Source organism: Stappia sp. 28M-7, assembly GCF_014252955.1.
Taxonomy (GTDB): Bacteria; Pseudomonadota; Alphaproteobacteria; order Rhizobiales; family Stappiaceae; genus Stappia.
The window spans coordinates 722439-738926 of the sequence record NZ_JACMIA010000001.1; the positions used below are offsets into that span (position 1 = coordinate 722439).

19 protein-coding genes are annotated in these 16488 nt (G+C 68.7%); 16 read left to right on the top strand and 3 right to left on the bottom strand.

Annotated features, from left to right (window positions below):
* Window positions 1-8 precede the first annotated feature (8 nt).
* From thiD to H7H34_RS03320, 9 genes are read left to right on the top strand one after another with little or no spacing between them, the layout of a single operon-like run.
* Entirely contained in the window at window positions 9-869 is an 861-nt protein-coding gene (gene thiD / locus H7H34_RS03280) for a bifunctional hydroxymethylpyrimidine kinase/phosphomethylpyrimidine kinase (RefSeq protein WP_185924248.1), read from the top strand.
* Window positions 866-1876, top strand: a complete 1011-nt coding sequence (gene thiO / locus H7H34_RS03285; RefSeq protein WP_185924249.1) for a glycine oxidase ThiO — start codon at window positions 866-868, stop codon at window positions 1874-1876. The genes thiD and thiO overlap by 4 nt, the downstream gene beginning before the upstream one ends.
* Window positions 1845-2042, top strand: coding sequence for a sulfur carrier protein ThiS (thiS, locus tag H7H34_RS03290; RefSeq protein WP_097175695.1), 198 nt, complete (start codon window positions 1845-1847; stop codon window positions 2040-2042). Before thiO ends, thiS begins: the two co-directional genes overlap by 32 nt.
* A gap of 3 nt (window positions 2043-2045) precedes the next feature.
* On the top strand, window positions 2046-2819 hold the full coding sequence (locus H7H34_RS03295) for a thiazole synthase (protein ID WP_120268520.1): 774 nt from the start codon (window positions 2046-2048) through the stop codon (window positions 2817-2819).
* The gene (locus H7H34_RS03300) at window positions 2816-3418 is read left to right on the top strand and encodes a thiamine phosphate synthase (RefSeq protein ID WP_185924250.1); all 603 of its coding nucleotides are present in this window, start codon (window positions 2816-2818) and stop codon (window positions 3416-3418) included. The genes H7H34_RS03295 and H7H34_RS03300 overlap by 4 nt, the downstream gene beginning before the upstream one ends.
* A 32-nt stretch (window positions 3419-3450) precedes the next feature.
* Window positions 3451-4386 carry an ABC transporter substrate-binding protein gene (locus H7H34_RS03305; RefSeq protein WP_185924251.1) on the top strand — a complete coding sequence of 312 codons (936 nt, stop codon included), beginning with the start codon at window positions 3451-3453 and terminating at the stop codon, window positions 4384-4386.
* Entirely contained in the window at window positions 4383-5111 is a 729-nt protein-coding gene (locus tag H7H34_RS03310) for a TenA family protein (protein ID WP_185924252.1), read from the top strand. Before H7H34_RS03305 ends, H7H34_RS03310 begins: the two co-directional genes overlap by 4 nt.
* The gene (locus H7H34_RS03315; protein WP_185924253.1) at window positions 5108-5866 is read left to right on the top strand and encodes an ABC transporter ATP-binding protein; all 759 of its coding nucleotides are present in this window, start codon (window positions 5108-5110) and stop codon (window positions 5864-5866) included. Before H7H34_RS03310 ends, H7H34_RS03315 begins: the two co-directional genes overlap by 4 nt.
* The gene (locus H7H34_RS03320) at window positions 5863-6645 is read left to right on the top strand and encodes an ABC transporter permease (RefSeq protein ID WP_067220304.1); all 783 of its coding nucleotides are present in this window, start codon (window positions 5863-5865) and stop codon (window positions 6643-6645) included. Before H7H34_RS03315 ends, H7H34_RS03320 begins: the two co-directional genes overlap by 4 nt.
* Here H7H34_RS03320 and H7H34_RS03325 read toward each other — a convergent pair.
* Window positions 6642-7298, bottom strand: a complete 657-nt coding sequence (locus tag H7H34_RS03325) for a thiamine diphosphokinase (RefSeq protein WP_185924254.1) — start codon at window positions 7296-7298, stop codon at window positions 6642-6644. The genes H7H34_RS03320 and H7H34_RS03325 overlap by 4 nt on opposite strands.
* 93 nt (window positions 7299-7391) lie before the next feature.
* On the opposite strand from H7H34_RS03325, the gene H7H34_RS03330 reads away from it, so the two are divergent.
* On the top strand, window positions 7392-8735 hold the full coding sequence (locus tag H7H34_RS03330; RefSeq protein ID WP_185924255.1) for an NAD(P)H-dependent oxidoreductase: 1344 nt from the start codon (window positions 7392-7394) through the stop codon (window positions 8733-8735).
* A gap of 11 nt (window positions 8736-8746) precedes the next feature.
* Here H7H34_RS03330 and H7H34_RS03335 read toward each other — a convergent pair whose 3' ends face one another.
* Window positions 8747-10129, bottom strand: a complete 1383-nt coding sequence (locus H7H34_RS03335; RefSeq protein ID WP_185924256.1) for an L-serine ammonia-lyase — start codon at window positions 10127-10129, stop codon at window positions 8747-8749.
* A 181-nt stretch (window positions 10130-10310) separates the two neighbouring features.
* On the bottom strand, window positions 10311-11018 hold the full coding sequence (locus H7H34_RS03340) for a GntR family transcriptional regulator (RefSeq protein ID WP_185924257.1): 708 nt from the start codon (window positions 11016-11018) through the stop codon (window positions 10311-10313).
* Between the two features lie 153 nt (window positions 11019-11171).
* Here H7H34_RS03340 and kynU point away from each other — a divergent pair, with 153 nt between their 5' ends.
* The 6 genes from kynU (at window position 11172) to H7H34_RS03370 (ending at window position 16484) form a co-directional block, all read left to right on the top strand.
* A complete protein-coding gene (kynU, locus tag H7H34_RS03345; RefSeq protein WP_185924258.1) occupies window positions 11172-12434 on the top strand; it encodes a kynureninase in 1263 nt (420 codons plus the stop codon).
* Window positions 12435-12451: 17 nt separating this feature from the next.
* Complete coding sequence (gene kynA, locus H7H34_RS03350; RefSeq protein ID WP_245164957.1) at window positions 12452-13309, top strand: tryptophan 2,3-dioxygenase; 858 nt, start codon at window positions 12452-12454, stop codon at window positions 13307-13309.
* A 79-nt stretch (window positions 13310-13388) separates the two neighbouring features.
* Window positions 13389-14018, top strand: a complete 630-nt coding sequence (gene kynB, locus H7H34_RS03355; protein ID WP_185924259.1) for an arylformamidase — start codon at window positions 13389-13391, stop codon at window positions 14016-14018.
* Between the two features lie 113 nt (window positions 14019-14131).
* Window positions 14132-14902, top strand: coding sequence for an ABC transporter ATP-binding protein (locus H7H34_RS03360; protein ID WP_185926417.1), 771 nt, complete (start codon window positions 14132-14134; stop codon window positions 14900-14902).
* A complete protein-coding gene (locus H7H34_RS03365) occupies window positions 14899-15606 on the top strand; it encodes an ABC transporter ATP-binding protein (RefSeq protein ID WP_120268531.1) in 708 nt (235 codons plus the stop codon). The genes H7H34_RS03360 and H7H34_RS03365 overlap by 4 nt, the downstream gene beginning before the upstream one ends.
* A gap of 5 nt (window positions 15607-15611) precedes the next feature.
* Window positions 15612-16484 (top strand): branched-chain amino acid ABC transporter permease, encoded by an 873-nt coding sequence (locus tag H7H34_RS03370; RefSeq protein WP_185924260.1) that lies wholly within the window; start codon window positions 15612-15614, stop codon window positions 16482-16484.
* The last annotated feature ends 4 nt before the right edge of the window (window positions 16485-16488 follow it).

The window sequence follows — 16488 nt, forward strand, 5'->3', positions numbered from 1 at the left end:
GGAACGTCGTGGCAAGGGACACGAAACCGGACTACGCCGCGGGCGGATCGGGCAAGGGCCCGGCCATCGCGCTGACCATCGCCGGCTCGGACAGCAGCGGCGGCGCCGGCATTCAGGCGGATCTCAAGACCTTTTCCGCGCTCGGCGTTTATGGCGCCAGCGCGATCACGGCGATCACGGCGCAGAACACCCGCGCCGTGACCCATATCCACGACATCCCGCTCGACGTGGTCACCGGACAGATCGCCGCCGTTCTCGATGATCTCGACGTCGGCGCGGTGAAGATTGGCATGCTGTCCTCGCCGGAGATCGTCACCTGTGTCGCCGCCGCGCTTGCCGGCTATGCGGGACCCGTGGTCGTCGATCCGGTCATCGTCGCCAAGTCCGGCGCCAAGCTCCTGCGCGAGGAAGCGATCGCCGCGCTGAAAGATCAGCTGCTGCCGCGCGCAACGCTGATCACGCCGAACCTGCCGGAAGCCGCCAGCCTGCTCGGCGAGGCACCGCTGCGCGACACCGGCGAGGCGGAGCGCCAGGGCCGCGCGCTGCTGGCGCTCGGTCCCGGCGCCGTCCTGATGAAGGGCGGCCACGGGGAAGGGGCCGAGTGCACCGACCTCCTGCTCGCCGCCGGCGAGCCGCCGCTCGCCTTCACGGCGGAGCGGCTTCACACCCGCAACACCCACGGGACCGGCTGCACGCTCTCCTCGGCCATCGCCGCCGGCCTCGCCAGAGGCCTTCCGCTCGCCCGTGCTGTCGCCGAAGCTCATTCCTGGCTGCACGCGGCCATCGCCGCCGCCGACACGCTGCATGTCGGCTCCGGCCACGGCCCGGTGCATCACTTCCATGCCCTGTGGCGGGAGGATGCACGATGAAGATCTCTGTCATCGGCGGCGGCGTCGTCGGCCTCTGCGTTGCCACCGTACTTGCCGAGCGCGGGCAGGAGGTGACGCTGTTCGAACGTGCCGAGGCGCCGGGCCCGGCCTCCTGCTCCTGGTGGGCGGGCGGCATGCTCGCCCCCTGGTGCGAGGGCGAGAGCGCCGAGGAGCCGGTGGTGCGGCTCGGCCGCGACGCCATCTCCTGGTGGTCGCAGCGCGTCGGCGGCGTCGTCCTCAACGGCAGCCTGGTGGTTGCCCCGCCGCGCGATACCGCGGACCTGCGCCGCTTCGCACGGATGACCGAATGCCATGAGGCGGTCGACGGCGAGCGCATCGCCGAGCTGGAGCCGGACCTTGCGGGCCGCTTCCGCCAGGGGCTGTTCTTTGCCGGCGAAGGACATCTCGATCCGCGCCGGGCACTGGCCGATCTCGTGGCCCGGCTGCAGGGGCTGGGCGCCGACTTGCGCTTTGCGACGGACATGCTGCCGCAGGATGCGCCGGGCGACCGCGTGATCGATTGCCGCGGCCTGGGCGCTGCGGCCGACGTGCCGGAGCTGCGCGGGGTCAAGGGCGAGATGCTGGTCCTGCATGCGCCGGACGTGTCGCTGTCCCGGCCCGTGCGCCTGCTGCATCCGCGCATCCCGCTTTATGTGGTGCCGCGCGGCGAGGGCGTCTTCATGGTCGGTGCCACCATGATCGAAAGCGGCGAGCGCTGGCGCATCACCGCCCGCTCGATGATGGAGCTGCTCGGCTCCGCCTACACGCTGACCCCCGCCTTCGCCGAGGCCGAGATCCTGGAGACCGGCGTCGATGCGCGCCCGGCCTTCCCCGACAACCTGCCGCGCCTGTTGCGCGACGGCCGCATCCTGCGGGCCAACGGCACCTATCGGCACGGCTATCTGCTGTCGCCGGCACTGGCCCAGCAGGCGGCCGATCTGCTTCTCCACCCTGAAACCGAACCGGAGTTCTTCCATGGCCATAACCGTCAACGGCGCTCCGCTTGAGCTTGCGCCGGGGTCGCTGGCCGCGATCCTCGAGGCGCTCGACTATGGCGACGCCATCGTCGCCACCGCCCTCAATGGCGATTTCGTCCCGGCAGAGGAGCGCGCCGACACGCAGGTGCGCGACGGCGACCGGGTCGAGATCCTCGCCCCCATGCAGGGAGGCTGACCCATGCCCGTCTTCTATGGCGAAACCATCGAGAGCCCGATGCTGCTCGGCACCTCGCTCTATCCCTCCCCGGCGATCATGGCCGAGGCGGTGCGGGCCTCTGCCTGCGATATCGTCACCGTATCGCTGCGGCGCGAGTCCGGCTCGGCCCGCGCGGGGCAGGATTTCTGGGGCTTCATCCGCGACCTCGGCGTGCGCGTCCTGCCCAACACCGCCGGCTGCCATTCGGTGCGCGAGGCGGTGACCACGGCAAAGATGGCGCGCGAGGTGTTCGGCACGCCCTGGATCAAGCTCGAGGTCATCCATGACGCAGAGACGCTGGCCCCCGACGTCTTCGGCCTTGTCGAGGCGGCGCGCATCCTCTCGGGCGAGGGGTTCCAGGTGTTCCCCTACTGCACCGAGGATCTCGGCGTTGCCGAGCGGCTCGTCGAGGCCGGCTGCGAGGTCCTGATGCCCTGGGGCGCGCCCATCGGCTCGGCCCGCGGGCTCAACAACGTCTACGGCCTGCGCTCCCTTCGCGCGCATTTCCCGGACATTCCGCTGGTGGTCGATGCCGGCCTCGGCGTGCCCTCCCATGCGGCGGCCGCCATGGAGCTCGGCTACGACGCGGTGCTGCTCAACACGGCGGTGGCCAAGGCCGGCGATCCGGTCGCCATGGCTCGTGCCTTCGCACAGGCCGTGGAGGCCGGACGCCTCGCCTACACGGCCGGGGCGATGGAGCCGCGCGACATGGCCGCCCCGTCCACGCCGGTTCTCGGAAAGGCTTTTCTGGAATGACCGCCTTCGACCGCTTCTATCCCATCGTCGACAGCGCCGCCTGGATCGACCGCATCGTGCCGCTCGGCGTGCGGCTCGTGCAGCTGCGGATCAAGGACCGCAGCCCGGCGGAATTGCGCGCTGAGATCCGTGCCGCAGAGGCTACCTGCCTTGCGAATGACTGCCTGCTGGTGGTCAACGACTATTGGCAGCTCGCCATCGAGGAGGGCTGCCGCTTCGTCCATCTCGGGCAGGAAGACCTTGCCGATGCGGATGTCGGCGCGATCCGCCGCGCCGGGCTCGGCCTTGGCCTCTCCAGCCACGACGGCGAAGAGCTTGAAACCGCGCTTGCCGTTTCGCCGGACTACATCGCGCTCGGGCCGGTCTATCCGACCATCCTGAAGAAGATGAAGTGGGCGCCGCAGGGGCTGGAAAAGCTCGGCGACTGGAAGCGCCGGATCGGCGACATCCCGCTCGTCGCCATCGGCGGCATGAGCGTGGAGCGCGCTGCCGGTGCCTTCGCCGCCGGTGCCGACATCGTCTCCGTCGTCACCGATATCACCCTCAACCAGGATCCCGAGGACCGGGTCCGGCAATGGCTCGCGGCAACGCGCGCCTGATCTTGCACACCTTCAGCCGAGGTTCGTCACCAATGCGTATCCTGACTTTCGTTCTCGCCCTTCTCGTCGCCCTGCCGGCCGCTGCGGCCGACAAGATGACGCTGCTGCTCGACTGGTACGTGAACCCCGATCACGGCCCGATCATCATCGCCAAGGAGAAAGGCTTCTTCGCCGACGAGGGCCTCGACGTCGAGGTCGTCGCTCCGGCGGATCCGTCCGCGCCGCCGAAGCTGGTCGCCGCCGGCAAGGCGGACCTTGCGGTCTCCTACCAGCCGCAGATCCACCTGCAGGTCGCCGAAGGCCTGCCGCTCAAGCGCGTCGGCACGCTGATCGCCTCGCCGCTCAACTGCCTGATGGTCAAGGACGACGGCCCGGTGAAGACCATCGCCGACCTCAAGGGCCGCAAGGTCGGCTACTCCGTCGCCGGCGTCGAGGAGGCGCAGATGCGCGCTGTGCTCTCCCGCCACGGGCTGACGATGGACGACATCGAGATGGTCAACGTCAACTGGTCGCTCGCCCCGTCCGTCATGTCCGGGCAGGTCGATGCGGTCATCGGCGCCTATCGCAATGTCGAGCTGCACCAGATGGCCATCGAGGGCGTGAAAGGCCGCTGCTTCTTCATCGAGGAAGAGGGCATGCCGTCCTATGACGAGCTGATCTACGTTGCCAATCCGGAGCTGATGGACAAGGCGAAGATCGTCCGTTTCCTTGCCGCGACCGAGCGCGCCACCCAGTACATCGTCAACCACCCGGAGGAGAGCTTCGAGATCTATGCCGGCACCGCGCCGGAGCTGAACGACGAGCTCAACAAGCGCTCCTGGGCCGACACGATCCGTCGCTTCGCCCTGCGCCCCGCCGCGCTCGACCATGGCCGCTACGCCCGTTTCGAGGAGTTCCTCAAGGAGCACGGCCTGATCGAGACCATCCGCCCGGTGTCCGACATCGCCATCGATGTGAGCGTCCAATGAGCGGCGCGGAGAGGATCGTGGAGGCAGCTTACGGCTCGCCGGTCTACGGCGCGTGGCGCCAGGAGGCGGCCGGCGACTGGCAGGCCTATACCCACCATGCCTTCGTCGAACAGCTCGGCGCCGGCACGCTGCCGCGGGAGATCTTCCTGCATTACCTGACGCAGGATTACATCTTCCTGTTCCACTTCGCTCGCGCCTGGGCGCTGGCGGTGGTGAAGTCCGAGACGATTGCGGAGGCGCGCTTTGCCTCCTCCATCGTCGACGGGCTGATGAACACCGAGATGAGCCTGCATGTCGACATCTGCGGCAAGGCCGGCATCTCGGAGGCGGCCCTGCTTGCCGCCGCCGAGGAGCGGGAGAACCTCGCCTATACGCGCTTCGTGCTGGATGCCGGCATGTCGGGTGACTTCCTCGATCTCGTCGCGGCGCTGGCGCCTTGCGTCATGGGCTATGGCGAGATCGGCGCGCGGCTTGCCCGCGAGGGTGCGGTCGACACGCCGTACCGGCAGTGGATCGACACCTATGCGGGTGAGGACTACCAGGGCCTTTGCGCCAGCGTCGGCGAATTGATCGAGACCTCCGTGCGCGGGCGGCTCGGCGATGCTCCGGCCGCCCTGCCGCGCTGGGCCAGCCTGTCGAAGCGCTTCCGCACCGCTACGCGGCTGGAAATCGGCTTCTGGGAAATGGGCCTGCGCGGCCCGACCGTTGCCCCGGACCTGACGTGAGCAAGGCAGCAGCTCAGGTCTCGGCGCCGGCTTCGGCGCCGGCGCTGCGGCTGACCGGCGATTTTCACCACGCCGGGCGGCGGCTGTTCTCCGGTCTCGATCTCCCGATCTCTGCCGGCAGCTGGACCTGCCTGCTCGGCCCGTCCGGTGTCGGCAAGTCTACGGTCCTGCGCCTGCTTGCGGGGCTCGACACCGGCGGCACGTTCGAGGGGGAACTCTCGGCGAGCGACGGTGCACCGGTCGCAACCCGCATCGCCTTCATGGCCCAGTCGGACCTTCTGGCGCCTTGGCTCGACGTCGTCGGCAATGTGACGCTCGGCGCGCGGCTGCGCGGCGAGGCGCCCGACCTTGCCCGTGCCCGCGCCCTGATCGAGCGCGTCGGCCTTGCCGGCCATGTCGACAAGCGCCCGGCGAGCCTTTCCGGCGGCATGCGCCAGCGCGTGGCGCTTGCCCGCGTGTTGATGGAAGACCGGCCCATCGTGCTGCTCGACGAGCCTTTCGCCGCGCTCGACGCCCGCACGCGGGCCGAGATGCAGGAACTTGCCTTCGAGGTTCTGGAAGATCGCACTGTGTTGCTCGTCACCCACGATCCGGCCGAGGCCGTTCGTCTCGGCCATCATCTCTTCATCCTCTCCGAGGAGGGGCTGGCGCGGGTCGAGGCCCCCGCCTCGCCGCCGATCCGCGAGGTGGACGCGCCCGAGACGATGGAAATGCAGGCGCGCCTGTTCCACGCCTTGCGGGGGAGGCCGGCATGAGCGCACCCAGCCGTCTGACGCCGATGCAGCGGCTGCGCGATGCGCTCGTCGCGGTCGCTGTGGCTCTGTCGCTGTGGCAGGCCATCGTCTGGATGAGCGGCGTCCCGCCCTTCATCCTGCCGGGCCCCTGGCGGGTGGCGGTGACGCTTGCCGACAATATCGGCCTGATCGCCGATCACGCGCTGGTCACCATCGCCGAGGTGCTGATCGGCCTCGTCTTCGGCGCCCTGCTCGGCGCCGCCACGGCGCTGCATCTGATGGTCTCGCCGGCCGCGCGCCGTATCGCCCTGCCGATCATGGTGTTCAGCCAGGCCGTGCCGGTCTTCGCGCTGGCGCCGCTGCTGACCCTGTGGCTCGGCTACGGCATGGCCTCGAAGATCGCCATGGCGCTGCTGATCATCTATTTCCCGGTGGTCTCCACCTTCTATGACGGGTTGCGCCGCACCGATCCGGGCCTGCTCGACCTTGCCCGCACCATGGGCGCAACACCCACGCGTACCCTGCTACATATCCGCCTGCCGGCGGGCTTGCCGGCCTTCGGGTCGGGGCTCCGGCTTGCCGCCGTCTATGCGCCCATCGGCGCGGTGATCGGCGAATGGGTGGGGGCGTCCAACGGCCTCGGCTACCTGATGCTGCTGGCCAACGGGCGCGCCAAGACCGACCTGATGTTCGCCAGCCTCTTCGTGCTGGCGGCCTTCGCGGTGGCGCTTTACGCGCTGGTCTCGTGGGCAACGCGGCGGATGACGTCCTGGTCGCGCGAGAGCCTCGATACGCTCTAAAGACCGTCCGGATGGGGCCGGGCGAGCAACACCGCGTTGCCGCACCCGAGCCTGACCTTCAGGCCCTCGCTTCCCGCCACCCGGTTGGAGAGGGTAAGGGACGAGCCCATCGGCACGTCGCGGTTCGTGAGCGGCCACTCGACGCCGCGCAGCGTCAGGCCGGCCAGATCCGACAGCGCGAGCACGGAAAACAGCGAGCCGGCAGGCAGGTCGATCTCCTGCTCGCCCGGCAGCAGCGGCCAGCCTTCTTCGTCGCCGCTGGTCATCAGCACGGGAATGCCGCGGGCCCTGAGCGCTGCCCCCTGCAGCAGGTTGCCCATGGCGTGGTCCGAGCGCGCGCCGCCGAAGACGCCGGCGATCACCAGCCCGCTAGCGCCACGGGCGATGGCCTCCGCCGCCGCCAGCTCGCCGTCGGTCATGTCTTTTGCCGGCGGATGGCTCTGGCGCGGCACGTCGCGCCAGGCGGCCGCCATGTCGCTGCCGCTGGAGTCGAAGTCGCCGACCCACAGCTCCGGACGCACGCCCAGCGGCTCCGCATGACGGATGCCGCCGTCGGCCGCGATGGTGCGCGCGCCGGCGATCTGCCGCAGAAGCCGCGGCGTCGGGTCGAGATCCCCGCCGAGCAGGATCAGGAACGGCATCGTTCCGATCATCGGTCAAGCCTCCTGTCCGATATGACTTATTGCGAAATCAGCCTTGTATTATCGGTTTTTTCCCGTCCATGCTCGCGCAAAAGGGAGGACTTCATGAATCTGTCCAACATGCTTGCCCACCGCGCGGAGACGGGCCGTCCGGTGCGTGTCGCGCTGATCGGCGCCGGAAAGTTCGGCTCCATGTACCTGACCCAGGCGCGCCTGACGGTCGGTGTCCATGTCACCGCCATCGTCGATCTGAATCCTGCCCGCGCGCGCCGCACGCTGGCGACCTGCGGCTGGCCGGACGAGCAGTCGCGGGCGATGTCGCTGGACGATGCCTGCGCCAGCGGTGCAACCTTCGTCACCGACGATCTGGCCGCCGTGCTCGCCGACGGGCGCATCGAGGTGGTGATCGAGGCGACCGGCGATCCGTCGGTCGGCATCCGCCATGCGCTGGCGGTGATCGAGGCCGGCAAGCATGTTGTGATGGTCAATGTCGAGGCCGACGTGCTGGCCGGACCGCTGCTCGCCCGCCGGGCCGAGCAGGCCGGCGTCGTCTACTCGCTGGCCTGGGGCGATCAGCCGGCCCTGATCTGCGAGCATGTCGACTGGGCGCGCGCCTGCGGCTTCAAGGTCGTGTGCGCGGGCAAGGGCACCCGCTATCTCCCCACCTATCACCAGCTGACGCCGGAGACGGTCTGGGACGTTCTGGTCCAGTATCTCGGCATCACCGACCGCAGCCTGATCAATCCGAAGATGTTCAACTCGTTCCTCGACGGCACCAAGTCGGGCATCGAGATGACGGCGGTGTGCAACGCCACCGGCCTGTTGCCCCAGCCGGACGGACTGTCCTTCCCGCCGGCGAGCCGCTTCGAGCTGTCCACCGTGCTGCGGCCGAAGGAAGCCGGTGGCACCCTGCCGATCACCGGCACCACCGAGGTTGTCTCCTCGCTGACGCGCGATGGCGCCGACGTGCCGCATCACCTGGCCATGGGCACCTTCGTAGTGATCGAGGGCGAGACCGACTACGCCCGCCAGTGCTTCCGCGAATATCACATGCTGGAGGACGAGACCGGCCGCTATGCCGCGCTCTATCGCCCGACCCACATGATCGGCATGGAGCTCGGCCTGTCGGTCGCCTCCGCCGTGCTGCGCAAGGAGCCGACCGGCATGCCGCGCGGCTTCGTCGCCGACGTGGTGGCGACCGCCAAGCGCAATCTCAAGGCCGGCGAGATGCTGGACGGCGAGGGTGGGGCGACCGTGTGGGGCAAGCAGCAGCCGGCCTCCGTGTCGCTGGATCGCGGCCTGCTGCCGCTTGGCCTTGCCGCCCATGTCAAACTGGTGCGCGACATCGCCGAAGGCGAGATGCTGCGCTGGGACGATGTCTCCATCGACACGACCCAGACCGCCGTTCGCATCCGCCGCGAGATGGAAGAGGCCTTCAGCGCCGGCTGACGCGCCGGCCCTCAGCAGGCCACGACATTGACCGCAAGTCCGCCTTTCGAGGTTTCCTTGTACTTGTCGGTCATGTCGAGGCCGGTCTGCCGCATCGTCTCGATGCAGCTGTCCAGCGGCACGAAATGGACGCCGTCGCCCCTCAGGGACAGGGAGGCGGCGGTCACCGCCTTGACCGCGCCGAAGGCGTTGCGCTCGATGCAGGGCACCTGCACCAGCCCGCCGATGGGGTCGCAGGTCATGCCGAGATGGTGCTCGAGCGCGATCTCGGCTGCGTTCTCCACCTGCTCGTTGGTGCCGCCGAGCGCCGCGCACAGGCCCGCCGCGGCCATCGCCGAGGCCGATCCGACCTCGCCCTGGCAGCCGACTTCCGCCCCCGAGATCGAGGCATTCGCCTTGATGATGCCGCCGATCGCGGCCGCCACCAGCAGGAAGGAGCGGATGCCTTCCTGATTGCAGTCCGGGCAGTGGTCGAGATAGTAGCGCAGCACCGCCGGCACCACGCCCGCCGCTCCGTTCGTCGGCGCGGTGACCAGCGTTCCGCCGGCCGCATTTTCCTCGTTCACCGCCATCGCATAGACGCCCAGCCAGTCCATCACCGTATGCTGGAAGGGGCGGTTCTGCCCGGCCTCGCCCACCAGCTTGGCGTGGATCTGGTGCGCCCGGCGCTTGACGTTCAGCCCGCCGGGCAGGGTGCCGCCGCGCGACAGCCCGCGCTCCAGGCAGGCGTTCATCACGCTCCAGATGCGGTCGAGCCCGGCATCCAGGTCGCCGTCGGGCGTACGTGCCACCTCGTTGCGCCGCTTCATCTCGGCGATGGGCAACCCGCTGTCGCGGCCCATTTGCAGCATTTCCGCCGCGCTCTTGAAGGGGAAGGGGACGCCCGTTTCCACCGTCGCGGCCATCGGCTCGTTCTGCGCGGCAAGCTCCGCTTCGCTGACGACGAAGCCGCCGCCGACCGAATAGAGCGTTTCCTCCGCCAGCACGGCGCCGTCCGCATCGAAGGCGCGGAAGATCATGCCGTTGGCATGGCCCGGCAGCGGCGGGCCGTAGTCGAAGACGAGATCGGTGGTCGGATCGAAGTCCATGTGGCCGACGCCTTCGACGGCCAGGCGCTTATCCTGCGTCAGCCGGGCGATCTCCTCCTCCACGCAGTCGGGGTCGATGGTCGCCGGATCGTGGCCGAGCAGTCCGAGGCAGATCGCCCGGTCGCTGGCGTGGCCCTTGCCGGTGAAGGCGAGCGAGCCGTGCAGCGACACCGCAAGGCGCGCCGGCTTCAAGCCCTGCGCGCGCAGAAGATCGAGGAAGCGGGCCCCTGCCACCATCGGCCCCATCGTGTGCGAGGACGACGGGCCGATCCCGATCTTGAAGATGTCGAAGACGCTGATGAACAATTGATCCTCCCGAAACCGCCGGCGGTGTCGCCGGTGCGCGCAAGCCTCTCCCGAACCCGTCGCGCGGTCGCGATCATGCGTCGGGAAGCGGCTCGTGTCACCCGTTGCCGGGGGCGGTGACGGTTAAGGGAAAATCGCTGTCGCTTTCGCAAGGCCGCGTGTCGCGGCTCAGGCGTCCCCCTCAGGCGTCTTCAGGCCACAGGAAGGCGTAGACGGCCAGCGAAAAGCCGATGTGCTCGGCCAGCAGCGCCACCGCACGGGCGCTGTCGCGCGCCAGCGCCGCCTCCATCAAGGCCGTGTGATGGGCAAGGCCGAGCGTGCGTTCCACCAGGGCGCGGAAGTCGGCCATCGCCTCCTGCGGCAGGCCGTGGCGGGTTTGCGGGTCGAACAGCATGTGCCGGTGATGGCGCTGCAGCTGCTCGGTGATCTGCTGCTGGAAACGCGACAGGCTCTCGGAGCGCCCGGCCGACAGCAGCGCGGCGTGGAAGGCGTCGTGCCGCTCTTCCCACAGCGACATGCCGGCATCGTCGATGCCGGGTTGGGGCGCGGGCGTCAGCGACAGGCGGTGATGGGCGGCGACGATCCGCGCCTCCCAGTCCGCATCGCCCGCCTCGATGGAGCGCACCAGCAGCGCCTCTTCCACCGTGCGGCGGGCGAGCTGCAGGTCGCGGATCGCGGCGGCGGAGACCGGTGCGACCCGGTAGCCGCGATTGTGCTCGGAGATCACCAGCCCTTCCGCTTCCAGCCGCGACAGCGCCTCGCGCAGCGGCGTCCAGCCGAGGCCGTAGCGCGCCTTCAGGCCGGCAACGACCAGCGGCGCGCCCGGCGCGATGCGGCTGCGCAGCAGGTCGGCCTTCAGCCGCTCGTAGGCTTCCTCGGTCTTGGCCATGGGCTCCCGCGCTCTGTCGCCGGATTCGGGTTGGATCGGCATTTCGATATAATCGATCCAATTATATATAATTCTTGGCACCCCTCGTCCACACTGTTAGGATCGCCGGCGACAGAACGGAGCGCCTTTTCTGCGAGGCGACAGGAGACGGACATGCTGACAGGCCAGGACGCGGCCGGCGGAGCCTCGGAGAAGGCTCCCGACATCGCCGCACTCGATCGCAACGACCCGCTCAAGGACAGGCGCGAGCTCTTTTCGATCCCCGAGGGCGTGATCTATCTCGACGGCAATTCGCTCGGCGTGCTGCCCAGGGCCGTGCCCGCCCGCCTTGCCGAGGCGGTGACGAAGGAATGGGGCGAGAGCCTTATCCGCGCCTGGAACGAGCATGGTTGGATCGACCTGCCGCAGCGCGTCGGCGACCGTATCGCCCGCATCGTCGGTGCGGCCCCCGGACAGGTGACGGCCTGCGACAGCACCTCGGTCAACGTGTTCAAGGTTCTGGCCGCTGCGCTCGCGCTGCGCCCTGACCGCAAGGTGATCCTCTCCGACAGCGGCAATTTCCCGACCGACCTTTACATGGCGCAGGGCCTGCGCGACTTGCTCGGCCAGGGCCACGAGCTGAAGATCGTCGCGCCGGAAGAGGTCGAGGCGGCCATCGGTGAGGATGTCGCCGTCGTCATGCTGACCCAGGTCGACTATCGCAGCGGCCGCCTGCACGACATGGCGGCGATCACCGCGATGGCGCATGCCGCCGGCGCGCTGACCATCTGGGATCTTGCCCACTCGGCCGGCGCCCTGCCGGTGGAGCTGGACGCGGCCGGGGCGGACTTCGCCGTCGGCTGCGGCTACAAATATCTGAACGGCGGCCCCGGCGCCCCGGCCTTCCTCTATGTCGCGCAGCGCCATCTCGATCATGTCGCACCGCCGCTGACCGGCTGGATGGGCCATGCCGCGCCCTTCGCCTTCGATCTCGACTACCGCGCGGATGCCGGCATCGGCCGCATGCGGGTCGGCACGCCGCCGATCCTCTCGCTGGTGGCGCTGGAGGCGGCGCTTGCCGCCTTCGACGGCGTCGACATGGGCGTGCTGCGCGCCAAGTCGATCTCGCTGTCCGAGCTGTTCCGCGCCGAGGTCGAGCGCCGCTGCCCGGAGCTGGAACTCGCCAGCCCGCGCGATCCGCAGGCGCGCGGCAGCCAGGTCTCGTTCCGTTTCGAGCATGGCTATGCCCTGATGCAGGCACTGATCGCCCGCGGCGTCATCGGCGATTTCCGTGCGCCCGACATCGCCCGCTTCGGCTTCACCCCGCTCTACCTGTCCCATGCCGACGTGATGGCCGCTTGCGACATCCTTCAGGAGATCATGGAGACGCGGGCCTGGGACCGGCCGGAGTTCCACCGGCGGGCCAAGGTCACATGAGCGGGAAGGGGGGAGAGATGACGACGGGTAGTCCTTACGCGAGCGGGCCTTTCGATCCGGCCGAGGACGGCGCGGAGATGGAATTCGACGGTCGCATGTCCTATGGCGACTATCTCAGCCTGAGCCGCATCCTGACGGCGCAGAACCCGCTGTCCGAGGCCCATGACGAGATGCTGTTCATCATCCAGCATCAGACCTCGGAACTTTGGATGAAGCTCGCCATCCACGAGCTGGCCGCGGCCAAGGGGCGCATTGCCGCCGACGACCTGCAGCCGGCCTTCAAGATGCTGACCCGCGTCTCGCGGATCTTCGAACAGCTGACCGGCGCCTGGCAGGTCCTGCGCACCATGACGCCCTCGGAATACACCCTGTTCCGCGGCGATCTCGGTCAGTCTTCCGGATTCCAGTCGCACCAGTACCGTGCCATCGAGTTTCTCGCCGGCAACAAGAACGCGGCGATGATGCGCCCGCATGCGCATGTGCCGCGCGTGCACCACTGGCTCGACCAGATCCGCCGCGACACCAGCATCTACGACGAGGCGATCCGCCTGCTTGCGCGTTCGGGCCTGCCGATCGACGAGACGCACCTGGCCCGCGACATCTCGCAGCCCTACGAGCGCAACGACAGCGTCCGCCTCGCCTGGCTGGAGGTCTATCGCGACCCGCATCGCTACTGGTCGCTCTACGATCTTGCCGAGAAGCTGGTGGACTTCGAGGACTATTTCCGTCGCTGGCGCTTCAATCACGTCACCACGGTCGAGCGCATCATCGGCTTCAAGCGCGGCACCGGCGGCACGTCCGGCGTTATGTATCTGCGCCGCATGCTGGAAGTGGTGCTGTTTCCCGAATTGTGGGAGATCCGCGCCGACATGTGAGCACGGCGCGCTATATGCCGTATCAGGCAAGGCCGGCCTTGGGAGAGGCCGATGGGGACGGGGTCATGGGGAGGACTTCATGCCGACGGGACTGATCGACATCACGCCGCCGCTGCGCCCTGGTGCTGCGGTGTTTCCGGGCGATGCGCCCTACCGGGTGGAGCAGACCTTCGCCATCGGCCCCGGCTGCCCGGTCAACGTCACCTCCGTCTCGCTTTCCACCCATTGCGGCGCCCATGCCGATGCGCCCTTGCATTACGATGCCGACGGCGCTCCCATCGACGCCCTGCCGCTGGAGGACTTCATCGGCCCCGCGCGGGTGATCGATGCGCGCGGGGACGGCCCGCTCTGCCTGCCGGGAGAGATCGAGGGATATCTGGACGGCGCGCCGCCGCGCGTGCTGCTGCGCCTTGCCGAGGCGCTCGATCCGCAGGTCTGGCCCGAGGGCTTTCGCGCGCTCAGCCCCGAGACGGTGGAGCTGCTCGCCTACCGCGGCGTGCGCCTCGTCGGGGTGGACGTCCCGTCCGTCGATCCCGACACGTCGAAGGACCTGCCCGCCCATATGGCATTTCGGCGTCACGACATGCGGATTCTGGAGAATCTCGCCCTCGCCCACGTCGAAACCGGGGATTATGAGTTGATCGCCCTGCCATTGAAGCTAGAAGGGCTGGACGCGGCGCCGGTGCGCGCCCTGTTGCGGCGCCTTTAGGGGCTTGACCCAGGGGCGCGCGGAAAAAAACACCGGCAGGGAGAGCGGTCGGAAAGGCCGCCACATCGGACCGGGGAGGTCCTGGCGAGGGTACGATGAGCGGACAGGACACGATGCTTGAGGTCGAGGACCTCGTGATGACCTATGGCGGCTTCAGGGCCGTCGACGGGTGCTCCTTTTCCGTGCGCGAGGGGACGATCACCGGGCTGATCGGTCCCAACGGCGCCGGCAAGACGACGATGTTCAATCTGGTGGCCGGCGCCTTCCCGCCGACATCCGGGCGCATCCGCTATCTCGGGCGCGACGTCACCGATCTTTCCACCGACCGGCGGTTCCATCTCGGCCTGGTGCGCACCTTCCAGATCCCGCACGAGTTTCACCGGCTGACGGCGCTGGAGAACCTGATGATGGTGCCGCCGCGCCAGTCGGGCGAGGGCCTGCTGGCCAACTGGCTGTCGCCGGGCCGGGTGCGCGCCGACGAGGAGCGCGTGCGTGCCAGGGCTATCGAGACGCTGGCCTTCCTGGAGCTCTCCCATGTTGCGGACGAGCGCGCCGGCAACCTGTCCGGCGGCCAGAAGAAGCTGCTGGAGCTCGGCCGCACCATGATGACGGATGCGAAGCTGGTGCTGCTCGACGAGCCGGCCGCCGGCGTCAACCGCACGCTGCTGCGCAAGCTGGAGGAGAAGATCGCCATTCTCAACCGCGAGCGCGGCTACACCTTCGTCCTCATCGAGCACGACATGGAGATGATCGAGAAGCTCTGCGATCCGGTCATCTGCATGGCCGAGGGCCGCGTGCTGATCCAGGGCGACTTCGCCGCCGTGCGCTCCGATCCGCGTGTGCTGGAAGCCTATCTCGGCGAGAGCGTGGGAGACGCCGCATGAACGACATTCTCGACATGCGCGATGTCGTCGGCGGCTATGGCGAGGCGGACATCCTGCAGGGCGTGACCCTGCGCGCGGCGAATTCCGAGATCGTCGTCATCGTCGGCCCGAACGGGGCCGGCAAGTCGACGGCGATGAAGGCGATCTTCGGCCTGCTGCATGTGCGCGGCGGCTCGATCCGCGTGGACGGCGCCGACATCACCGGCCTTGAACCCAACCGCATCGTCGAGGCCGGCGTGTGCTACGTGCCGCAGGTCAACAACGTCTTCCGCGAGATGACGGTGCACGAGAACCTGGAAATGGGCGCCTTCCTGCGCTCCGGCGACCTGTCGGCCGCTTATGACCGGGTCTATGCCCTGTTCCCGGACCTGAAGGAGCGGCGCAAGGCGCTCGCCGGCAACCTGTCCGGCGGCCAGCGCCAGATGGTCGCCATGGGCCGGGCGCTCATGCTGGAGCCCAAGCTGCTGCTGCTCGACGAGCCGACGGCGGGGCTTTCGCCGAAATACATGGAGCAGATCTTCCAGATCTGCCGCGACGTGCGCGACACCGGGGTGACGATCCTGCTTGTCGAGCAGCACGCCAAGCAGGCGCTGGCCTTCGCCGACCGCGGCTATGTGCTGGCCGCCGGCGCCAACCGTCACGAGGGGACGGGCGCCGAACTCCTCGCCGACGAGGATGTCGCCGCCATGTTCCTGGGAGGCTGACCGACATGGATGCGATGGAACTGATCAACTTCTATCTGGTGCCGGGCATCGTCGTCGGCTCGATCTATGCGCTCGGCGCGGTCGGCATCACGCTGGTCTTCGCGATCCTGCGCTATGCGCATCTCGCCCATGGCGACCTGGCCACCCTCGGCGCTTTCCTGGCGCTGGCCGTGGTCACGCTGGGCGGCGTGTCTCCCTATGTCGCGCTGCCGATTGCGGTGCTGGCGACCGCCGCCGTTGCCGTCGGCATCGACAAGGCGTTCTACGCCTATCTGCGGGAGCGTCCGAAGATCGTCACGGTGATGGCCTCGCTCGGCGTCGCCCTGATGGTGCGCGCGGTGGTGCAGATCGTGTGGGGCGTCGATTCCCAGACCTATACGCGCGGCATCGTGCGGCCCGAGAACTGGTTCGGCATCCGCGTCCGCGACCGCGAGATCGTCACCGTGCTCGCGATGATCGCTCTCGTCGCGGCCCTGCAGCTCTTCCTCAAGTACAGCAAGTGGGGCAAGGCCATGCGGGCCATGTCCGACAATCCGGACCTTGCGCTCCTGTCGGGCGTCGACAACCGCAAGGTCGTGGTGCTGACCTGGCTCATCGTCGGCGGGCTGTGCGGCGCGGCCGGCGTCTTCCTCGGCCTCAATTACGAGCTGAAGGCGATGATGGGCTGGACCATGCTGCTGCCGATGTTCGCCGCGGCGATCCTGGGCGGTGTCGGCCGGGTCGAGGGCGCGGTGCTCGGCGGGCTGATCGTCGGCATCGCCGAGGAGATGTCGGCGCTGTTCCTGCCGACCGAGTACAAGGCGGCCACCGCCTTCGCCATCCTGCTGTTGATGCTCCTTGTGCGGCCGACCGGCCTGCTCAAGGGCAAGGTCCTGTAAGGAG